Source organism: Nocardioides phosphati (assembly GCF_014646375.1).
Taxonomy (GTDB): domain Bacteria; phylum Actinomycetota; class Actinomycetes; order Propionibacteriales; family Nocardioidaceae; genus Nocardioides; species Nocardioides phosphati.
The window spans coordinates 168,655-186,742 of the sequence record NZ_BMNI01000006.1 but is presented as its reverse complement, the minus strand read 5'-3'; the positions used below and the strand labels follow the sequence as shown (position 1 = coordinate 186,742).

The 18,088-nt window shown below is 71.3% G+C and carries 17 protein-coding genes; 1 reads left to right on the top strand and 16 read right to left on the bottom strand.

The genetic code is table 11. The features are described from left to right. Nucleotides 1-350: 350 nt before the first annotated feature. From IEX47_RS13100 to IEX47_RS13035, 14 genes are all read right to left on the bottom strand, one after another. The gene (locus IEX47_RS13100) at nucleotides 351-1,412 is read right to left on the bottom strand and encodes an alpha-hydroxy acid oxidase (RefSeq protein ID WP_188784439.1); all 1,062 of its coding nucleotides are present in this window, start codon (nucleotides 1,410-1,412) and stop codon (nucleotides 351-353) included. Between the two features lie 6 nt (nucleotides 1,413-1,418). After that, the gene (gene tyrS / locus IEX47_RS13095; RefSeq protein WP_188784438.1) at nucleotides 1,419-2,681 is read right to left on the bottom strand and encodes a tyrosine--tRNA ligase; all 1,263 of its coding nucleotides are present in this window, start codon (nucleotides 2,679-2,681) and stop codon (nucleotides 1,419-1,421) included. Between the two features lie 117 nt (nucleotides 2,682-2,798). After that, nucleotides 2,799-3,446: a DUF6518 family protein gene (locus tag IEX47_RS13090; RefSeq protein WP_188784437.1), complete on the bottom strand. Its 648-nt coding sequence runs from the start codon at nucleotides 3,444-3,446 to the stop codon at nucleotides 2,799-2,801. Between the two features lie 2 nt (nucleotides 3,447-3,448). Further along, nucleotides 3,449-4,036 carry a DNA-3-methyladenine glycosylase gene (locus IEX47_RS13085; protein ID WP_229662856.1) on the bottom strand — a complete coding sequence of 196 codons (588 nt, stop codon included), beginning with the start codon at nucleotides 4,034-4,036 and terminating at the stop codon, nucleotides 3,449-3,451. Between the two features lie 4 nt (nucleotides 4,037-4,040). Next, nucleotides 4,041-5,471 (bottom strand): argininosuccinate lyase, encoded by a 1,431-nt coding sequence (gene argH / locus IEX47_RS13080; protein WP_188784436.1) that lies wholly within the window; start codon nucleotides 5,469-5,471, stop codon nucleotides 4,041-4,043. Continuing rightward, complete coding sequence (gene argG, locus IEX47_RS13075) at nucleotides 5,471-6,901, bottom strand: argininosuccinate synthase (RefSeq protein WP_188784435.1); 1,431 nt, start codon at nucleotides 6,899-6,901, stop codon at nucleotides 5,471-5,473. The genes argH and argG overlap by 1 nt, the downstream gene beginning before the upstream one ends. A 23-nt stretch (nucleotides 6,902-6,924) precedes the next feature. After that, on the bottom strand, nucleotides 6,925-7,434 hold the full coding sequence (locus tag IEX47_RS13070; protein WP_188784434.1) for an arginine repressor: 510 nt from the start codon (nucleotides 7,432-7,434) through the stop codon (nucleotides 6,925-6,927). A gap of 1 nt (nucleotide 7,435) precedes the next feature. After that, nucleotides 7,436-8,380: an ornithine carbamoyltransferase gene (argF, locus tag IEX47_RS13065; RefSeq protein WP_188784433.1), complete on the bottom strand. Its 945-nt coding sequence runs from the start codon at nucleotides 8,378-8,380 to the stop codon at nucleotides 7,436-7,438. Beyond that, the gene (locus IEX47_RS13060; protein WP_188784432.1) at nucleotides 8,377-9,591 is read right to left on the bottom strand and encodes an acetylornithine transaminase; all 1,215 of its coding nucleotides are present in this window, start codon (nucleotides 9,589-9,591) and stop codon (nucleotides 8,377-8,379) included. The genes argF and IEX47_RS13060 overlap by 4 nt, the downstream gene beginning before the upstream one ends. Continuing rightward, entirely contained in the window at nucleotides 9,591-10,550 is a 960-nt protein-coding gene (gene argB, locus IEX47_RS13055) for an acetylglutamate kinase (RefSeq protein WP_188784431.1), read from the bottom strand. The genes IEX47_RS13060 and argB overlap by 1 nt, the downstream gene beginning before the upstream one ends. Continuing rightward, nucleotides 10,547-11,698 carry a bifunctional glutamate N-acetyltransferase/amino-acid acetyltransferase ArgJ gene (gene argJ, locus IEX47_RS13050; protein WP_188784430.1) on the bottom strand — a complete coding sequence of 384 codons (1,152 nt, stop codon included), beginning with the start codon at nucleotides 11,696-11,698 and terminating at the stop codon, nucleotides 10,547-10,549. The genes argB and argJ overlap by 4 nt, the downstream gene beginning before the upstream one ends. Beyond that, nucleotides 11,695-12,219 (bottom strand): ACT domain-containing protein, encoded by a 525-nt coding sequence (locus IEX47_RS13045; RefSeq protein WP_188784429.1) that lies wholly within the window; start codon nucleotides 12,217-12,219, stop codon nucleotides 11,695-11,697. Before IEX47_RS13045 ends, argJ begins: the two co-directional genes overlap by 4 nt. Beyond that, nucleotides 12,216-13,253, bottom strand: coding sequence for an N-acetyl-gamma-glutamyl-phosphate reductase (argC, locus tag IEX47_RS13040; RefSeq protein WP_188784428.1), 1,038 nt, complete (start codon nucleotides 13,251-13,253; stop codon nucleotides 12,216-12,218). The genes IEX47_RS13045 and argC overlap by 4 nt, the downstream gene beginning before the upstream one ends. Nucleotides 13,254-13,291: 38 nt before the next feature. Further along, the gene (locus tag IEX47_RS13035) at nucleotides 13,292-13,822 is read right to left on the bottom strand and encodes a gamma carbonic anhydrase family protein (protein ID WP_188784427.1); all 531 of its coding nucleotides are present in this window, start codon (nucleotides 13,820-13,822) and stop codon (nucleotides 13,292-13,294) included. 42 nt (nucleotides 13,823-13,864) lie between these two features. On the opposite strand from IEX47_RS13035, the gene IEX47_RS13030 reads away from it, so the two are divergent. After that, nucleotides 13,865-14,416, top strand: coding sequence for an LOG family protein (locus tag IEX47_RS13030; RefSeq protein WP_188784426.1), 552 nt, complete (start codon nucleotides 13,865-13,867; stop codon nucleotides 14,414-14,416). A gap of 1 nt (nucleotide 14,417) precedes the next feature. Here the strand turns inward: IEX47_RS13030 and pheT are convergent, their stop codons facing one another. Both pheT and pheS read right to left on the bottom strand, forming a co-directional pair. Beyond that, nucleotides 14,418-16,895: a phenylalanine--tRNA ligase subunit beta gene (pheT, locus tag IEX47_RS13025; protein WP_188784425.1), complete on the bottom strand. Its 2,478-nt coding sequence runs from the start codon at nucleotides 16,893-16,895 to the stop codon at nucleotides 14,418-14,420. Further along, nucleotides 16,895-18,001, bottom strand: coding sequence for a phenylalanine--tRNA ligase subunit alpha (gene pheS / locus IEX47_RS13020; protein WP_188784424.1), 1,107 nt, complete (start codon nucleotides 17,999-18,001; stop codon nucleotides 16,895-16,897). The genes pheT and pheS overlap by 1 nt, the downstream gene beginning before the upstream one ends. Between the last annotated feature and the right edge of the window lie 87 nt (nucleotides 18,002-18,088).

Sequence of the window (18,088 nt, the reverse complement as noted above, 5' to 3'; positions counted from 1 at the left end):
GAAGGATTAAAGTGTCGGACGGGTAAAAATTAATTCGTCGACTTTTGACACACTGTTGAGTTCTCAAGGATCCAGCGCGCACCGTGGTTCTGCAGTTTCCTGCATCCCCTGCGGGGCTTGGATTCGGCCTCCCCTGGCGCACAGCAACTCGCGAGCTTTTCCGGCCGCCATGACTGGCAAACCCGTACCTCGGAGGTGTCTTCGGGAAGACTGTAGCCGGGAGCCGGTCGGCCCGGCCTCTCGGCCGTTCCTCCCGCCGTTCCCGGCGACAGGTGAAACATTAGACGGTGTTTCCCGGACCTTGCAAATCGGGTCGGAGTGACCGCGGCCACATTCAGTGTTTTCGCAGGTCAGGGCCGGTTTTGGCCTGTTTCGCGCCTGATCGGGCGGGTTTCAGCGGCGCTGCGGGCGCCGGAGAGCCGCACGTTCTCCTCCAGCTCGGCCCCAACGGTGGTCAACACGGAGCGCACGAGGTCCTCTCCCCCGGCGGCCAGGGCGAGGAACGGGACGCGGCCGAGGAAGACCGCATCCGCACCGAGCGCCAGGCCGGCCATCACGTCAGCTCCGCCGCGCACACCACCGTCGACATACACGGGAACGCGGCCGGCGACGCGCTCGGCGACATGCGCAAGCACCTCCCCGGTGGCGACGGCGCGGTCGAGCTGACGCCCACCGTGGTTGCTCACCCACACCGCGCTGGCTCCCGCGTCGACACAGGCGTCCGCGTCGTCTGGGTGGAGCACTCCCTTCACGACCACCGGGAGGCCGGTCCGCTCCCCCAGCCACGTGATGTCGGAGGGAGCGAGGTCGGCTGCCCACGCACCGCGCTGGGTGCTCGGCGCGAGCCCGGCGTAGTTGATCCGGTGCCAGGAGAGGTCCACCTCAGCGAAGTCGTCGTCGGCCACGTCGTGCTTCGCGCCCGGGAAGGGGGTGTCGACGGTCAGCACGATCGCCCGCGCTCCCGCAGCCACCCCAGCCTCCAGCATCGGCAGGCAGTCCTCGCGCGTCGCGGTGAGGTAGGCCTGCAGCCACCACGGTCCACCGGCGGCGCCGATCTCGGCGAAGCGGTGACCGGCGTTGCTCGAGACGACGTGCGGAACGCCGGTCGCCGCGGTCGCCCGCGCCATGGCGAGCTCTCCGTCGTCGTACGCCGCGCGCTGGAGGGAGGTGGGTGCGACGCCGAACGGCAGCCGGTAGTCATCGCCGTGCAGGGAGACGCCGAGGTCGATCTCGCGCACGTCGCGCAGGACCCGCGGCGTGAACCTCACCGACCGCCAGGCCTCCGCGTTCGCGGCGTCCGTGATGCCCTCGCCGGCGGTCGCCATGACGTAGCGCCACACAGACGACGGAAGGCGCTCCTCGGCGCGGGCTCTGATGTCATCGAGCCAGCGACCGTGAAGCGCCTTCGTCATGGAGTGTCAGCCGATCTGGATACCGGCGAGGTTCTTCTTGCCGCGACGGAGCACCAACCACGCGCCACCGATCAGGTCGGACTCGGCGGGCACGTGCTCGGGGTCCTCGATGCGCTGGTTGTTGAGGTAGGCACCGCCCTCGCTGATCGTGCGACGGGCCTCGCCGTTGGACTTGGAGAGACCGGCCGCCACCAGGAGCTCGACGATCGTGCCGGGCTTCTCGAGCTTCACCGCGCCCGCCTCGCCCAGGGCGGCAGCGAGGGTGGGCACCGACAGCGTGTGCAGGTCGCCGCCTCCGAAGAGGGCCGCAGCGGCCGCCTTGATCTTCTCGGTCTCGCCGCGCCCGTGGACCAGCGTCGTCACGTGCTCGGCGAGCGCCTTCTGGCCGGCCCGCAGGAACGGCTTCTCCGCGGTCTGGGCGTCGAGCTCCTCGATCTCCTCGCGCGGCAGGAAGGTGAAGATGCGCAGCAGCTCGCCGACCTTGACGTCCTCGACGTTCAGCCAGAACTGGTAGAAGGCCCAGGGACTCATCAGCTCCGGGTCGAGCCAGAGGGCGCCGCCCTCGGTCTTGCCGTACTTGGTGCCGTCGGACTTGGTGACGAGCGGCGTGGAGAACGCGTGGGCCTTGCCACCGGCCGCGCGGCGGATCAGCTCGACGCCACCGGTGAGGTTGCCCCACTGGTCGGAGCCGCCGAACTGGAGCTTCACGCCGTGCTGGCGGTAGAGCTCGAGGAAGTCCATCGACTGCAGCAGGACGTAGGCGAACTCGGTGAAGGAGATGCCCTGCTCGAGGCGGGACTTCACCACGTCGCGGGCGAGCATCCGGTTGACCGGGAAGTGCTTGCCGACGTCACGCAGGAAGTCGATCGTCGAGAGCGGCGCGGTCCAGTCGTAGTTGTTGACCATCGTCGCGGCGTTGTCACCCTCGAAGGAGAGGAACGGCTCGATCTGCGCCTGGACGCGGCGGACCCAGTCCTTGACGGTGTCGAGGGTGTTGAGCGTGCGCTCACCCGACTCCTTGGGGTCGCCGATCATGCCGGTGGCCCCGCCCACGAGGGCGTACGGCACGTGGCCGGCGTCCTGCAGGCGCTTGGCCGTGAGGATCTGGACCAGATTGCCCAGGTGGAGGCTCGGCGCGGTCGGGTCGAAGCCGACATAGAACTTGACCGGACCCTCGCTGAGCTCGGCGCGCAGTGCGTCGAGGTCGGTCGAGTTCGCGAGGAGTCCTCGCCACTCGAGGTCGTCCAGCAGGTTCGGGTCGACAGCCACGATCGGCCTTTCTCGGTGGTGGATGGTGCGGGCCAACCCTAGTCGCCGCCGGCCGCCGGGGCCCCACGGGTGCCACGGGAGGCCGGCGCAACACGCCGCCGCGCAGCGGTCGGCGTCTCAGAAGGTGCGGTAGAGAACCCGCGTCATCAGGAGGACCAGGACCCCGAGACCGGCGGCGCTCGCGACCAGCGCGGCAACGGCTCCTCGCGCCAGGCAGTGGCGGGGCACGCGGCGTACGGCGTGGAGGGCGAGCGCGACACCGATGACCCCGTAGGCCACCGGTACGACGAGCCGCGAGGTCGCGGACACCTCACCGCCGTACAGCCCGACGAGCAAGAGCGGGCCGAGTACGAGGGCAGCCGCCATGGTGAGCAGTGCGAACGCGGCCCGGACCGGCCGATCGCCGGCGCGTGCACTCCAGCCGCCGAGCACGCCCAGGACGATGCCGACCGCGATGGTCGCGGCCACCCAGGCGACACCGCGCGACTTCGCGAACTGGGCCGTTGCCGAGCCGGTGCCGTCGGCGAGCGCCTGGCAGAGGTAGTAGCCGCCGATCAGGAGGCCGCCTGTCACAGCGCCGGTGAGCGCTGCCCAGCGGGTGCGACGCGGGGCCGCCCAGCCGGCGGCGTACAGGATGACGGCCCAGGCGAACTGGGTGTTGACGACCGCGGTGAGCGGCTCGACGCCGAGACGCCAGAGCCAGGCCTGCGCGACGCCGCCGACGAGGATCGCGGCGAGCAGCACGAGCGTCAGCCGGCGCAGCATGGTCAGCGGGCTCGCTTCGGCGCGGCGGGGCGGTAGGTGGAGACCGTCGGCTCACCGGTGATCCAGAAGCGCCACGGCCGGTCCGCGGCCTCCCGCAGGCCCACGCGAGGACCCGTGCTGATCGAGGCGGGGTCGACGGGCTCGCCGAGCTCGAGGGTGACCGCACCGTCGGCGAGGTCGGTGCGGTTGTGGATCAGGCGGATGCCCAGCGCGGAGCAGAGGCGCGCCGGGCCGCGGGCCAGCTCGCGCTCGACCGAGGTGCCGCGGCGGGCCTTCGCCATGTCGACGCCCTCGACGACCTCGCCGGCACGGAAGAGGACGGCACTCCCCTGCCCCTCGGGTCCGCAGACGACGTTGGCGCAGTGGTGCATGCCGTAGGTGAAGTACACGTAGAGCACGCCCGCGGGACCGAACATCACCGAGCTGCGGGGCGTCTGCCGGAAGGCGTGGGAGCCGGGGTCGTTGGGGCCGTCGTACGCCTCGACCTCGGTGATCCGGACGCCGACACCGTCGTGCCGCAGGACGGCACCGAGCAGGAGCGGCGCGGCCTCGAGGACCGGCCGCTCCAGCGCGGTGCGCAGCGGGTTCACGGCGTCAGCTGAGCCAGGCACGGTGCCCCGCGGCGACCGCGGCGCACTCGTCGAGCTGCTCGGCGACGCGGACCGGGGCGGTGCCACCACGGCCGTCGCGCGAGGCAACGGAGCCCTCGGCGGTCAGCACCTCGCGGACCTGCGGGGTGAGCGCCGGGTTGATCGACGCGAACTCCTCGTCGGTGAGGTCGGCGAGCTCCTTGTCCTGCTGCTCGCAGACCTGCACGCACTCCCCCGCGACCTCGTGGGCGATGCGGAACGGCGTGCCCTGCTTCACGAGCCACTCGGCGATGTCGGTCGCGAGCGAGAAGCCCTGCGGGGCGAGGTCTGCCATCCGGGCGGTGTTGAAGGTCAGCGTCGCGATCTGCCCGGTGAACGCCGGCAGCAGCACCTCGAGCGTGTCGACGGAGTCGAAGACCGGCTCCTTGTCCTCCTGCAGGTCGCGGTTGTACGCGAGCGGGAGTGCCTTGAGCGTGGCCAGCAGGCCGGCCAGGTTGCCGATCAGGCGACCTGCCTTGCCACGGGCCAGCTCGGAGATGTCGGGGTTCTTCTTCTGCGGCATGATGCTCGACCCCGTCGACCAGGAGTCGTGGAGCTTCACGAAGTCGAACTCCTTGGTCGACCAGAGGATGACCTCCTCGGCGATCCGGGAGACGTCGACGCCGATCTGCGCGCAGACGAAGGCGAACTCCGCCACGAAGTCGCGGCTCGCGGTGCCGTCGATGGAGTTCGGCGTCGAGCCCGTGAAGCCGAGCTCCGCCGCGACGGCCTGCGGGTTGAGGCCGAGGCTGGAGCCGGCGAGCGCGCCCGAGCCGTACGGCGACTCCGCGGCCACGCGGGCGTCCCAGTCGCGCAGGCGCTGGACGTCGCGGAGCAGCGGCCACGCGTGGGCAAGCAGGTGGTGGCTGAGCAGGACCGGCTGCGCGTGCTGGAGGTGCGTGCGCCCCGGCATGATCGCGCCGTGGTGCTGCGCGGCCTGGCCGTGCAGCGCGTCGACGAGGTCGAGGACCTTGTCGGCGACCACGCGGGCGTGGTCCCGCAGGAACGCACGGAACAGGGTGGCGACCTGGTCGTTGCGGGAGCGGCCCGCGCGCAGGCGGCCGCCCACGTCGGGGCCGACCTCGAGGAGCAGCAGCCGCTCGAGCGCACCGTGCACGTCCTCGTCGGACGGGTCCGGGTGCAGCTCGCCGGCGGCGTACTTCTCCCCCAGCACGTCGAGGCCGCGGAGCAGCTCGGCGTGGTCGGCGTCGGTCAGCAGGCCGGCGGCGTGCAGCACGTTGGCGTGCGCCTTCGACCCCGCGAGGTCGTAGGGCGTCAGGCGCCAGTCGAAGTGCGTCGAGCGCGACAGGGCGTCGAGCTCCGGCGACGGGCCGCCGGCGAAGCGGCCGCCCCAGAGCTTGCCGGTGTTGGTGGCGTCAGCCTTGGCCTCCGACATCAGTCGGTGCCGCTCTCGAAGGCGACCTCGTCCTGGATCTGCTCGGCGTCCTGGTCGATGTCCGCGGCGACGGCGATCTGGTCGAAGCCACCGGCCGGGAGCTCCCCGAAGAGCGTGCCGTTCTCCACCAGGACGGTGCCCTGGTCGAGCGGCTGGCCGGCGTACAGCTCGAGCTTGGCGCGCGAGTCGGCGATGTCGAGGTTGCGCATCGTCAGCTGGCCGATGCGGTCGGTGGGGCCGAAGGCGGCGTTCTCGACGCGCTCCATCGAGAGCTTCTCCGGGTGGTAGGAGAAGTTGGAGCCCTCGGTCTTGACGATCGTGTAGTCGTCGCCGCGGCGCAGGCGCAGCGTGACGGTGCCGGTCACGAGCGAGGCGATCCAGCGCTGGATCGACTCACGGAGCATGAGCGACTGCGGGTCGAGCCAGCGGCCCTCGTAGAGCAGGCGACCGAGCTTGCGGCCCTCGTTGTGGTAGTTCGCGAGGGTGTCCTCGTTGTGCACGGCGTTGAGCAGGCGCTCGTACGCCGCGAAGAGCAGCGCCATGCCGGGCGCCTCGTAGATGCCGCGCGACTTGGCCTCGATGATGCGGTTCTCGATCTGGTCGGACATGCCGAGTCCGTGGCGGCCACCGATCTTGTTCGCCTCGAGCACGAGCGCGACGGCGTCGTCGTAGCGCTTGCCGTTGAGGGCGACCGGGCGGCCGGCCTCGAAGGTGACGGCGACGTCCTCCGACTCGATCTGGACCGACGGGTCCCAGAACTTCACACCCATGATCGGCTCGACGACCTCGAAGGAGACGTCGAGGTGCTCGAGGATCTTCGCCTCGTGCGTCGCGCCCCAGATGTTGGCGTCGGTGGAGTACGCCTTCTCCGTGGCATCGCGGTAGGGCAGGTTGTGCGCGACGAGCCACTCGGACATCTCGTGGCGGCCACCGAGCTCGGTGACGAAGTCGTTGTCGAGCCACGGCTTGTAGATGCGGAGCTCGGGGTTGGCCAGCAGGCCGTAGCGGTAGAACCGCTCGATGTCGTTGCCCTTGTACGTCGAGCCGTCGCCCCAGATGTTGACGTCGTCGGCCTGCATCGCGCGAACCAGCATCGTGCCGGTGACGGCGCGGCCCAGCGGGGTGGTGTTGAAGTACGCCTTCGCGCCCGAGCGGATGTGGAACGCGCCGCACGCGAGCGCGGCCAGGCCCTCCTCGACGAGCTGCGGCTTGATGTCGACCGCGCGCGCGATCTCCGCGCCGTACTGCTTCGCGCGCACCGGGACGCCGGCGATGTCCGGCTCGTCGGGCTGGCCGATGTCGGCCGTGTACGTGCACGGGATCGCGCCCTTGTCGCGCATCCAGGCGACCGCCACCGACGTGTCGAGGCCTCCGGAGAAGGCGATGCCGACCTTCTCGCCGATGGGCAGGGAGGTGAGGACCTTGCTCAAGTTCGTGTTCCTTCTACTTGCGATCAGTCGGTGTGGCCGTCGGCCAGGTGGGTGAAGTGTCGGGCGAGCGCGCTGCCGTCGGCGGGGCGCGCGATCACGAGCACAGTGTCGTCCCCCGCGATGGTCCCGAGCACATCGGGGACCTCCGCACGGTCGATGGCGCTCGCGAGGAACTGCGCCGCGCCCGGAGGGGTGCGGAGCACGACGAGGTTGGCGCTCGCCTCGGCGCTGATGAGCAGCTCGGCGCAGAGCCGGGCCAGGCGGTGCGAGGCCGCGGCGGCCTCCCCCGCCCCCTGCGCGCGGTTGGCCTCGGCGGAGACCGCGTAGACCAGCGCACCGGAGGCGCCCCGGACCTTGACCGCGCCCAGCTCGTCGAGGTCACGGCTCAACGTCGCCTGGGTGACGTGGAGGCCACGCTCGCCGAGCAGCTCGGCGAGCTCCGTCTGCGACTTGACCTCGTGGCCACCGAGCAGGTCGAGGATCAGCGCCTGGCGGGCGGCCTTCGTGAGTGGCTTGAGCGCGTGGACGTTCATGTCAGTCCTGCTCGGCCGTCGGCGTCGCGTGCTCGGACAGGAACGTGAGGATCGCCTTCTGGGCGTGGCGCCGGTTCTCGGCCTCGTCCCAGATGACGCTCTGCGGGCCGTCGATGACCTCGGCGGCGATCTCCTTGCCGCGGTACGCCGGGAGGCAGTGCATGACGATCGCGTCGGGCTTCGCGCCGGCAAGGAGCTCCGCCGTCAGGGCGTACGGCGCGAGGTCGGCCAGGCGCTCGGCTGCCTCCGCCTCCTTGCCCATGGAGACCCAGGTGTCTGTGATGACGATGTCGGCGCCCGCGACCGCGGCCTGCGGGTCGCGGACCAGCTGGCCGGTGCCCCCGGTCTCGGCACCGAGCTTGTTGGCCCGGTCGACCATCTCCTGCGCGGGCTCGTAGCCCTCGGGGCTCGAGATCCGGACGTGCATGCCCGCGAGCGCGCCCGCGAGCAGCCAGGAGTTGCCCATGTTGCAGGCGCCGTCGCCGAGGAACGTCGCGGTCAGCCCCGCCGTCGCACCCTTGTGCTCGATGATCGTGAGCAGGTCGGCGAGGAGCTGGCAGGGGTGGAAGTCGTCGGTGAGGGCGTTGACGACCGGCACGCCGGCGTACTGCGCCATCTCCTCGACCTTGGCCTGCGCGTCGGTGCGCCAGACGATCTGGCTCGCCTGCCGGCCGAGCACGCGGGCGACATCGGCGACGGACTCCCGCACGCCGATGCCGGCGAGCTTGCCGTCGACGACCATCGGGTTGCCGCCGAGCTCGGCGATGCCGGCCGAGAACGACGCCTGCGTGCGCAGGGTGGGCTTGTCGAAGACCATCGCGACGGTGCGCGGGCCCTCGAGGGGCTTGGCGACGTACGGGTCCGCCTTGAGCGACTGGGCCAGGGCGAGGACCTGCTTCTGCTCGGCAGCACTCAGGTCGTCGTCGGCCAGGAAGTGGCGGGTCATGCGGTCGCCTCCTTCTGTGCAGCATCGAGGATCGCGGGCAGGGCGGCGAGGAAGGCGTCGACGTCGGCCTCGGTGAGCACCAGCGGAGGCGCGAACCGGAGCCGCGAGGGCGTCGGGTTGTTGACGATGAAGCCGGCCTCGAGCGCCTTGCCGACGACGACGGCGGAGTCGAGGCCGTCCGCCAGCTCGACGCCGATCAGCAGGCCCGCAGCACGGACCTCGGTGATCCGGGGCTCGACTGCCAGGCCCCCGGCGAGCCGCTCGCCGACCGCCTGGACGTGCTCGAGGAGCCCGTCCTTCTCGATCGTGTCGAGCACGGCCAGCGCAGCAGCCGCCGCGACCGGATTGCCCGCGAACGTCGACCCGTGGTTGCCCGGCTGCAGCAGCGACGCGGCCGCACCGGTCGCCACGCAAGCGCCGATCGGGATGCCGCCAGCCAGGCCCTTGGCGAGGGTCACGATGTCGGGCACCACCGGCAGCGGGTCGGCGAGCTCCTCGTTCTGGAAGGCGAGCCAGCTGCCCGTGCGGCCGATGCCGGTCTGGATCTCGTCGAGCCAGAGCAGCGCACCGTGGGCGGTCGTGATGTGGCGCGCCTGCGCGAGGTAGTCGGCGGGTGGGATGACCACGCCGGCCTCGCCCTGCACGGGCTCCAGGATGACCGCCGCGGTCTCGTCGGTGACGGCCGCGGCGAGCGCCTCGGCGTCGCCGTACGGCACGAAGGTGACGTCGCCCGGGAGCGGCTCGAACGGCGTCCGGTAGGCCTCCTTGGCGGTCAGCGCGAGCGCGCCCATCGTCCGGCCGTGGAAGGCACCCTCGGTCGCGACGAGGTGCGTGCGGCCGGTGCGCCGGGTCAGCTTGAATGCCGCCTCGTTGGCCTCGGCGCCGGAGTTGGTGAAGAAGACGCGGGTCTCCCCCTCCGGGCCGCCGACCATCGCGTCGAGCCGCTCGGCGAGCTCCACCTGCGGGGCGCTGGCGAAGAAGTTCGAGATGTGGCCGAGGGTCTGCAGCTGCTCGGTCACCGCGGCGACCAGCGCCGGGTGGGCGTGGCCGAGCGCGTTGACGGCGATGCCGCCGAGCAGGTCGACGTACTCCTTGCCGTCGGCGTCCCAGACGTGCGCGCCCTCGCCCTTGACGAGGACCAGCTTGGGGGTGCCGAAGGTGTTCATGACGGCGCCGGTGTAGCGCTGGGTCCACTCGTTCTGGCTGGTCATCACGCCTCCTTCGCGGACTTGTCGCTGGCGGGGACCTTCGCCTGCCGCAGCTTGGTCTCGACGCCCGGCAGCACCTGGGTCCCAACACCGGCGTCGGTGAAGATCTCGAGGAGCACCGCGTGGGGCGTGCGGCCGTCGACGACCGTCGCCCGCGGGACGCCTGCCTGCACCGCGTTGAGGCAGGCCTGCATCTTCGGGACCATGCCGGAGGCAAGGCTCGGGATCATCTCCGCGAGCGCCTCGGGGCTGATCTCGCCGATGACGTCGTCGCTGTGCGGCCAGTCGCGGTAGAGGCCCTCGACGTCGGTGAGGACGAGGAGCTTCTCGGCCCCCAGCGCCGCCGCGAGGGCAGCTGCTGCGGTGTCGGCGTTGACGTTGTGGACGGTGCCGAACTCGTCAGGCGCGACGCTCGAGATCACCGGGATCCGGCCGGCCTCGACCAGGTCGAGTACGGACTCGGGACGCACCTTCGCGACCTCGCCGACGAGGCCGAGGTCGACCTCCTCGCCGTCGACGATCGTGTTGGTCGGCGTGGCGGTGAAGAGGCCGGCGTCCTCGCCCGAGAGGCCGACCGCGAGCGGGCCGTGCTGGTTGAGCAGGCCGACGAGCTCGCGCTGCACCTGGCCGACGAGCACCATGCGCACGACGTCCATCGCCTCGGGGGTGGTCACCCGGAGGCCGCCGCGGAACTCCGACTCGATGCCGAGCCGGTCGAGCATGCTCGAGATCTGCGGGCCGCCGCCGTGCACGACGACCGGCTTGAAGCCGGCGAGCCGGAGGAACGCGATGTCCTCGGCGAAGGCGACCTTGAGGGCGTCGTCGGTCATGGCGTTGCCGCCGTACTTCACCACGATGATCTTGCCGTGGTAGCGCTTCAGCCACGGCAGCGCGCCCGCGAGGACGTGGGCGTTCTGCTCCGCGGTGAGGGAGGGCTTGTGACTGGCGTGGAGGTCGCTCATGAGGAGTACGCGCTGTTCTCGTGGACGTAGGCGTGGGTCAGGTCGTTGGTCCACACCGTGGCGGTGGCGTCACCGGACTTGAGGTCGATGGTGACGGTGACCTTGCGCGGCTCGAGGTCGATGGTGGCCGGGTCCTCGGCGGGCGTGGACTGCTTGCAGACCCAGACGCCGTTGATCGCGACGTCGAGGTCGGCCGGGTCGAACGCTGCCTGGGTGGTGCCGACGCTGGCCAGCACCCGGCCCCAGTTGGGGTCCTTGCCGAAGACGGCGGCCTTGAAGAGGTTGGACCGCGCGACGGAGCGGCCGACCTCGACCGCGTCGTCCTCGGTGGCGGCGTGCAGGACCTCGATGGAGATCTCGTGGTCGGCGCCCTCGGCGTCGGCCAGGAGCTGCTTCGCGAGCGAGACGCACGCCTCCTGCAGCGCGGCGGTGAACTCCTCCGCACCCGGCTGTACGCCGGAGGCGCCGCTCGCGAGCACGGTCACCGTGTCGTTGGTCGACATGCAGCCGTCGGAGTCGAGGCGGTCGAAGCTGATCCGGGTGCTCGCCCGCAGCGCGGCATCGAGCTCGTCGGCGGGCACGATCGCGTCGGTCGTGATGACGACCAGCATCGTGGCGAGCGCCGGAGCGAGCATGCCCGCGCCCTTCGCCATCGCTCCGATGCTCCAGCCGTCGCGCTGCACGACGCACTGCTTGTTGACCGAGTCGGTGGTCATGATCGCCTGCGCGGCGAGCTCGCCACCGTCGGCGGAGAGCGCCGCGTGGGCCGCCTCCACGCCGTCGAGCAGGCTCTGCCGGTCGTTGGCCAGGCCGATCAGGCCGGTCGAGCAGACGACGACGTCGATCGCGCCGATGCCGGCCTTCTCGGCGACCTTCTCCGCGACCGCGTGGGTGGTCTGGAAGCCCTCGGGGCCGGTGTAGCAGTTGGCGCCGCCGGAGTTGAGGACGACCGCCTTGACGACGCCGTCCTTGACGACCTCCTGCGACCACAGCACCGGGTTGGCCTTGCAGCGGTTGGCGGTGAAGACGGAGGCGGAGTCGAAGCGCGGGCCCTGGTTGACGACGAGGGCGAGGTCGAGGTTGCCGTTGGACTTGAGGCCGGCGTGGACGCCGGAGGCGACGAAGCCGGCGGGGTGGGTGATGCTCACTTCTTGGGGCCCTTCTGGGGAGCCTTCGGACCCTTCTTCTGGGTCTTCTGGGGGGTGATCGGGACGGCGGCGGCAACGGTGTGCCCTCGTCGTCGCCACTCCTCCGCGGCCTTGTCGGAGTCGCTCACCCGGACCATCACCCAGTCGGTCTCGTAGGTGGAGAACGTGTACGCCGGCACCCCGATGTCGGCGAGCGGAACCAGCAGGGCGGCGAGGATGCCGACCGCGCCCTCCTCGACCTCGCTGACCACCCGGTAGGCGATCAGCGGCTTGATGCTCGGCGTCTTGGTCGGGACCGACCGGCCGGCGCAGATCAGGCTGGTCTCGGTGGCGGTCGCGGTCACGCTGAAGAGCGAGCTCGACTCCGCCCACTGCGGGATCTCGGCGCCGGCGGCGAGCTTCACGATCGCCAGCTTCTCGGGGTACGACGCAAGGGTCAGCTGGTGCGTCGTCCAGGCGGGGACGGCCTCCGTGACGGCGTCGAGGTCGAGCACGTCGTTGGTGATGTCTTCAGTGCTCATGGTGCGAGTCCGATCGTGGTGAGGCCGGTGCCCTCGGGGAGGCCCAGCGCGAGGTTCATGCACTGCACGGCGGCGCCGGCGGTGCCCTTGGCCAGGTTGTCGACGGCGCCGACGGCGACCAGGCGCCCGGCGGTCTCGTCGACGGTCACCTGCACGTGCACGGAGTTGGAGCCGAGCACGCTCTTGGTCTGCGGCCACACGCCCTGCGGCAGCACGGTGACGAACGGCTCGTCGGCGTAGAACGCCGCGTAGGCGTCGTACGCCTGCTGGGCGGTGACGCCGGCCGTGATGGGCGCCGAGCACGTCGCGAGGATGCCGCGCGGCATCGGGACGAGCAGCGGGGTGAAGCTGACCGTGATCTCGTCATCGGTCAGCAGCGAGAGGTTCTGCGTGATCTCCGGGGTGTGCCGGTGCACGCCGCCGACGCCGTACGCCGAGACGTTGCCCATCACCTCGGAGCCGAGGAGGTTTGCCTTGAGCGACTTGCCCGCACCGGAGGTGCCGGACGCGGCCACGACGACCACGTCGGGCGTGACCAGGCCGGCCTGGACAGCCGGAGCCAGCGTCAGCGTGGAGACCGTCGGGTAGCAGCCCGGGACCGCGATGCGCTTCGCACCGGCGAGCTCGCCCCGCTGGCCGGGCAGCTCGGGGAGGCCGTACGGCCACGAGCCGGCGTGGCTGCCGCCGTAGAACCTCTCCCACTCGGCGCTGTCGGTGAGCCGGAAGTCGGCGCCGCAGTCGATGACCACCACGTCGTCGCCGAGCTGCTCGGCGATCGCCGCGGACTGGCCGTGGGGCAGGCCGAGGAAGACCACGTCGTGACCGGCGAGGGTCTCGGCGGTGGTCGGCTCGAGCACCCGGTCGGCCAGCGGCACGAGGTGCGGCTGGAGCACACCCAGCTTCTCCCCCGCGTTGGAGCCGCCGGTCAGCGCGCCGATCTCGACGTCGTCGCGGCCGAGCAGCAGGCGCAGCACCTCACCGCCCGCGTATCCGCTCGCTCCGGCAACGGCGATCCTGACCTTGCTCATATGCATGACTATACATCCCTCTGCATGAACATGTGCACTGGGTTTCAGTCCTCGACGAGGGTGACGCCCTTGGCGTGACGCTCGGCCAGCTCGGCGTAGTACGCACCGTTGACCTCGACCCAGAACTCCGCCGCCGTGCCGGCGATCGGCTTCTTCACCTCGCACGGGGCGCCGAGCGCGAGCACGCCCTCGGGGATCTCCTTGTTGGCCGAGACGACGGAGCCCGCCGCGACCATCGTGCCCGCCCCGATCCGTGCGTTGTCGAGGACGACGCTGCCGTTGCCGACCAGCGACTTCTCCCCCAGGTAGTCGCCGTGGAAGACGACGCTGTGCGCGACCGCGGCGTGCTTGCAGATCTCGACGGTCACGTCGGGGCCACCGTGGACGACCGAGTTGTCCTGGATGTTGGCGCCCTCGCGCACCACGATCGAGCAGATGTCGGCGCGCAGGACCGCGCCGTACCAGACGCTCGCGCCCTTCTCGACCGTCACGTCGCCGATCAGCACGGCGGTCGGGGCGATGAAGGCGTCGGGGTGGACGGTGGGGCGCTTGCCCTCGAACTCGTACAGCGGCATGGCGCCGACGCTAGCGGATCAGGGCGTGCCTAGGTTTGGGGCATGCTCCGACGACTCGCGCTCTTCCTCGGCTCCCGTGACGGCTCCGACCCGGCGTACGCCGAGATGGCGTACGACGTGGGCCGCGGGCTCGCCCAGCGCGACATCGAGCTCGTGTACGGCGGAGGCAGTGGCGGCCTGATGGGGCGCGTCTCCCAGGGCGTGCTCGACCACGGCGGCCGGGTCTACGGCGTGATCCCGCGCTTCATGGTCGAGCGTGAGTGGGCCCGGCTCCACGAGGAGCGCGTCGAGATGCACGTCGTCGACACCATGCACGAGCGCAAGGCGATGATGAGCGTCGAGGCCGAGGCCTTTCTCGTCCTGCCCGGCGGTCTCGGCACCCTCGAGGAGCTCTTCGAGGTCTGGACCTGGCGCACGCTCGGCCTGCACGAGAAGCCGATCGGCCTGCTCAACCCCGACAGCTTCTGGGACCCGCTGGTCGCGATGCTGCACCGGCTCGCCGAGGAGGACTTCATGGACTCCCAGACCGTGCGCGACCTGGTGGTCGAGCCGACGCTCGAGGCCGTGCTGGCCGGCCTCGAGCGTCAGCTGTAGCTCAGCGCTGGACGGCGCCGGTCACCTCGGCCGCACGGGCCACCGCGGCGTCGCGGGCAGCGCCGGACTCGCCCTCGGCGAGCGTGCGGTCCGCGGCACGGAAACGCAGCGCGAAGGCGAGCGACTTCTTGCCCTCGCCCACCTGCTCGCCGGTGAACACGTCGAAGAGCCGGATCGACTCGAGCAGCTCGCCCGCACCCTCGCGCAGCGCGGCCTCGACCGCCGCGGCCGGGACGGAGGCGTCGACGACGAGCGCGACGTCCTCCTTCGCGACCGGGTACGACGAGAAGCGCGGTGCCTGCGGGGACGTGGCGTGCTCGAGCAGGGCGTCGAGGTCGATCTCGGCGGCCGCGGAGCGGGCCGGGAGCCCGAACGCCTTGCAGACCTTCGGGTGCAGCTCGCCGGCGTGGCCGAGCAGGACGCCGTCGACGGAGACGGCGGCGCAGCGGCCGGGGTGCCACGGCGCGACCGCCGCAGCCTCGACGTCGAGCGTCACACCGAGTGCACCAGCGAGGTCACGCACGGCGGCGATCGCGTCGGACCACCCCGCAGCGCGGCCCTGGCCCCACCAGCCGTCGTCCTCACGGGCGCCGGTGAGGGCGAGCGCGAGGTGCTGCGGCTGGGCCGGGACGGCCTTCTCGATGGCGGCCCACTCCTCGTCGGTCGGACGACGGTCCGTGCCGAGGATCGGCGCCTTCTCGTCACCGGTCGGCTGGAAGACGAGCGCGGTCTCGAAGATCGCGGCGTCGGCGTTGCCACGACCGACGTTGCGGGCCAGCGTGTGCAGCACGCCCGGGAGCAGCGTCGTGGCGAGCAGCGGCTGCTCGGCGTTCAGCGGGTTCTCCATGCGCAGCGAACGCCGGCGCGCGTCGTCGGCGGGCAGCGCGAGGGCGTCGTAGTCGGCCTCGGAGGTGAAGGGGTACGAGATGACCTCGTTGAAGCCCGCACCCGCGATCACGCGGCCCACACGGCGACGCAGGCGCTGGACCTCGGTCAGGCCACGCCCGGCCGGAGCGGTCGGCAGCACGGAGGGGACGTCCTCGTAGCCGACGATCCGCGCGACCTCCTCGACCAGGTCGAAGGGCTGGCTGATGTCGGGGCGCCACGACGGGACGACCGCCGTGAGCTCGTCGCCCTCCACCGTGACGTCCGCACCGATCGCGCGCAGGTGGGCGACAGTGGTCTCGGCCGGGATCGGCATGCCGGTGATGCGGGCAGGCAGGTCGACAGGGGCAGTGACGACGCGACGCTCCGGGGCCTGGCCGACGACGGTGACGCCCTCACCCGCGGTGGCACCGCCGAGCTCGACGAGGAGCTGGACGACGCGGTCGGCCGCAGCCTGCGGCAGCTCGGGGTCGACGCCGCGCTCGAAGCGCTTGGACGCCTCCGAGCCGAGCTTGTGGCGCTTCTGCGAGCGGAAGACCGTGACCGGGTCGAAGTGGGCGGCCTCGACCACGATCTCCGTCGTGGAGTCGGAGACCTCCGTCGAGGCGCCGCCCATGACGCCGGCGATGCCGATCGCTCCGTTGTCGTCGGCGATGACCAGGTCGGCCGGCTCGAGCTTGCGGACGACGTCGTCGAGGGTGGTGAGCTTCTCCCCCGCGGTCGCGCGACGGACCCGGATCGGGCCGGCGACCTTGGCTGCGTCGTAGCAGTGGTTGGGCTGGCCCAGCTCGAGCATCACGTAGTTGGAGATGTCGACGCCGAGCGAGATGGAGCGCATGCCGCACTGCTCGAGGCGGAGCTTCATCCACTCGGGCGTGGGACGTGCGGGGTCGAAGCCGGTCACGGTGCGCGCGACGAACACCGGGCAGCCGGCCTCGTCCTCGACGACGACCTGGTGCCCTGCGTCGTTGGCCGCGGGCAGCTCGAACTCGGCCGGGTCCGCGAACGGCACGTCGAAGCCGAGAGCGGCCTCGCGGGCCACGCCCCGGAGCGAGAGCGCGTAGGCGCGGTCGGGGTTGATCTCGAACTCGATGACCGCGTCGTCCATGCCGAGCAGCGGCATGGCCTCGTCGCCGGGCTTGGCCGAGTCGGCGGGCAGCACGATGATGCCGTCGCCGTCAGCCGGGAGGCCCAGCTCGGCACGCGAGCAGATCATGCCGGCGGAGAGGTGGCCGTAGGTCTTGCGCTCGGAGATGGCGAAGCCGCCCGCGAGCACCGCACCCGGCAGGGAGACGACGACGAGGTCGCCCTCGACGAAGTTGTGGGCTCCGCAGATGATCCCCTGCGGCTCGCCGGTGCCGTTGGCGTCGGCGACGTCGACGGTGCACCAGTTGATGACCTTGCCGTTCTTCTGCGGCTCCTTCTCGATCGTCAGCACGCGGCCGACGACGAGCGGGCCGGTGATGGCATCGGCCGGCGTGTGCAGCGCCTCGAGCTTGAGGCCCAGGGCCGTGAGCCGCGCGGCGAGCGCGTCGACGGAGAGGTCGTCCGGGAGGGCGACGTACTCCTTGATCCAGGAAACGGGGGCCTTCATCAGATCTCGACTCCAAAGGGCGCAGCGAAGCGGACGTCTCCTTCAAAGACATCGCGCAGGTCCTCGACGTTGTGACGGAACATCAGCGTGCGGTCGATGCCCATGCCGAATGCGAAGCCGGTGTAGACCTCGGGGTCGACACCGCAGGCGACGAGGACCTTGGGGTTGACCACACCGCAGCCGCCCCACTCGATCCAGCCCTCGCCGCGGCACGTGCGGCACTCGGCCGGGTCGCCGACCTCGCCGTTGCGGCAGACGAAGCAGACGAGGTCGACCTCGGCCGACGGCTCGGTGAAGGGGAAGTACGACGGCCGGAAGCGCGTCGAGATGCCCTCGCCGAACATGGCGGCAGCAAAGTGGTCGAGCGCGCCCTTGAGGTGGGCCATCGTGATGCCCTTGTCGATGACGAGACCCTCGACCTGGTGGAAGACCGGCGAGTGCGTCGCGTCGATCTCGTCGGTGCGGTAGACGCGACCGGGGCAGACCACGTAGATCGGGGGCTGGCGGGTCAGCATCGTGCGCGCCTGCACCGGCGACGTGTGCGTGCGGAGCACGAGCGCGGCGTCGGCGGGCTGCAGCCAGAAGGTGTCCTGCATGGTGCGGGCCGGGTGGTCGGCGCCGAGGTTGAGCGCGTCGAAGTTGAGCCACTCGGCCTCGACCTGCGGCCCCTCGGCAACCTCCCAGCCCATCGCGACGAAGACGTCGGCGATCCGCTCGGAGAGCGTGGTGATCGGGTGGCGGGTGCCGGGCGCGCGGCGGTCGGTCGGCAGCGTGACGTCGACCGTCTCCTCGACGAGCATCCGCTCCTCGTGCTCGGCCTCGAGCACGGTGGTGCGCTCGGCGAGGGCCTTGTTGACCGCGCCACGGGCCTGGCCGACGCGGGCGCCGGCCTCCTTGCGGGCCTGCGGCGGCAGCGCGCCGATCTCGCGGTTGGCGAGCGCCAGCGGTGAGCGGTCACCCGCGTGCTCGAGGCGGACCTGCTTGAGCTCCTCGAGGTCCTTCGCGGCGCCGATCGCGGCGATCGCGGCGTCGCGCATCGCCTCGACCTCTGCGGCCTGCAGGGGCGTGACCTCGACGGGGTCGTACTCGGTGTTCGGGCCCGACATGACTGCCTTTCACTCTGCTCAGGAGGTGGCCTCGACAGGCTCGACCACCGAACCCGGGGGTTCGCCCACCGAGCCCCGGCCGTCGGC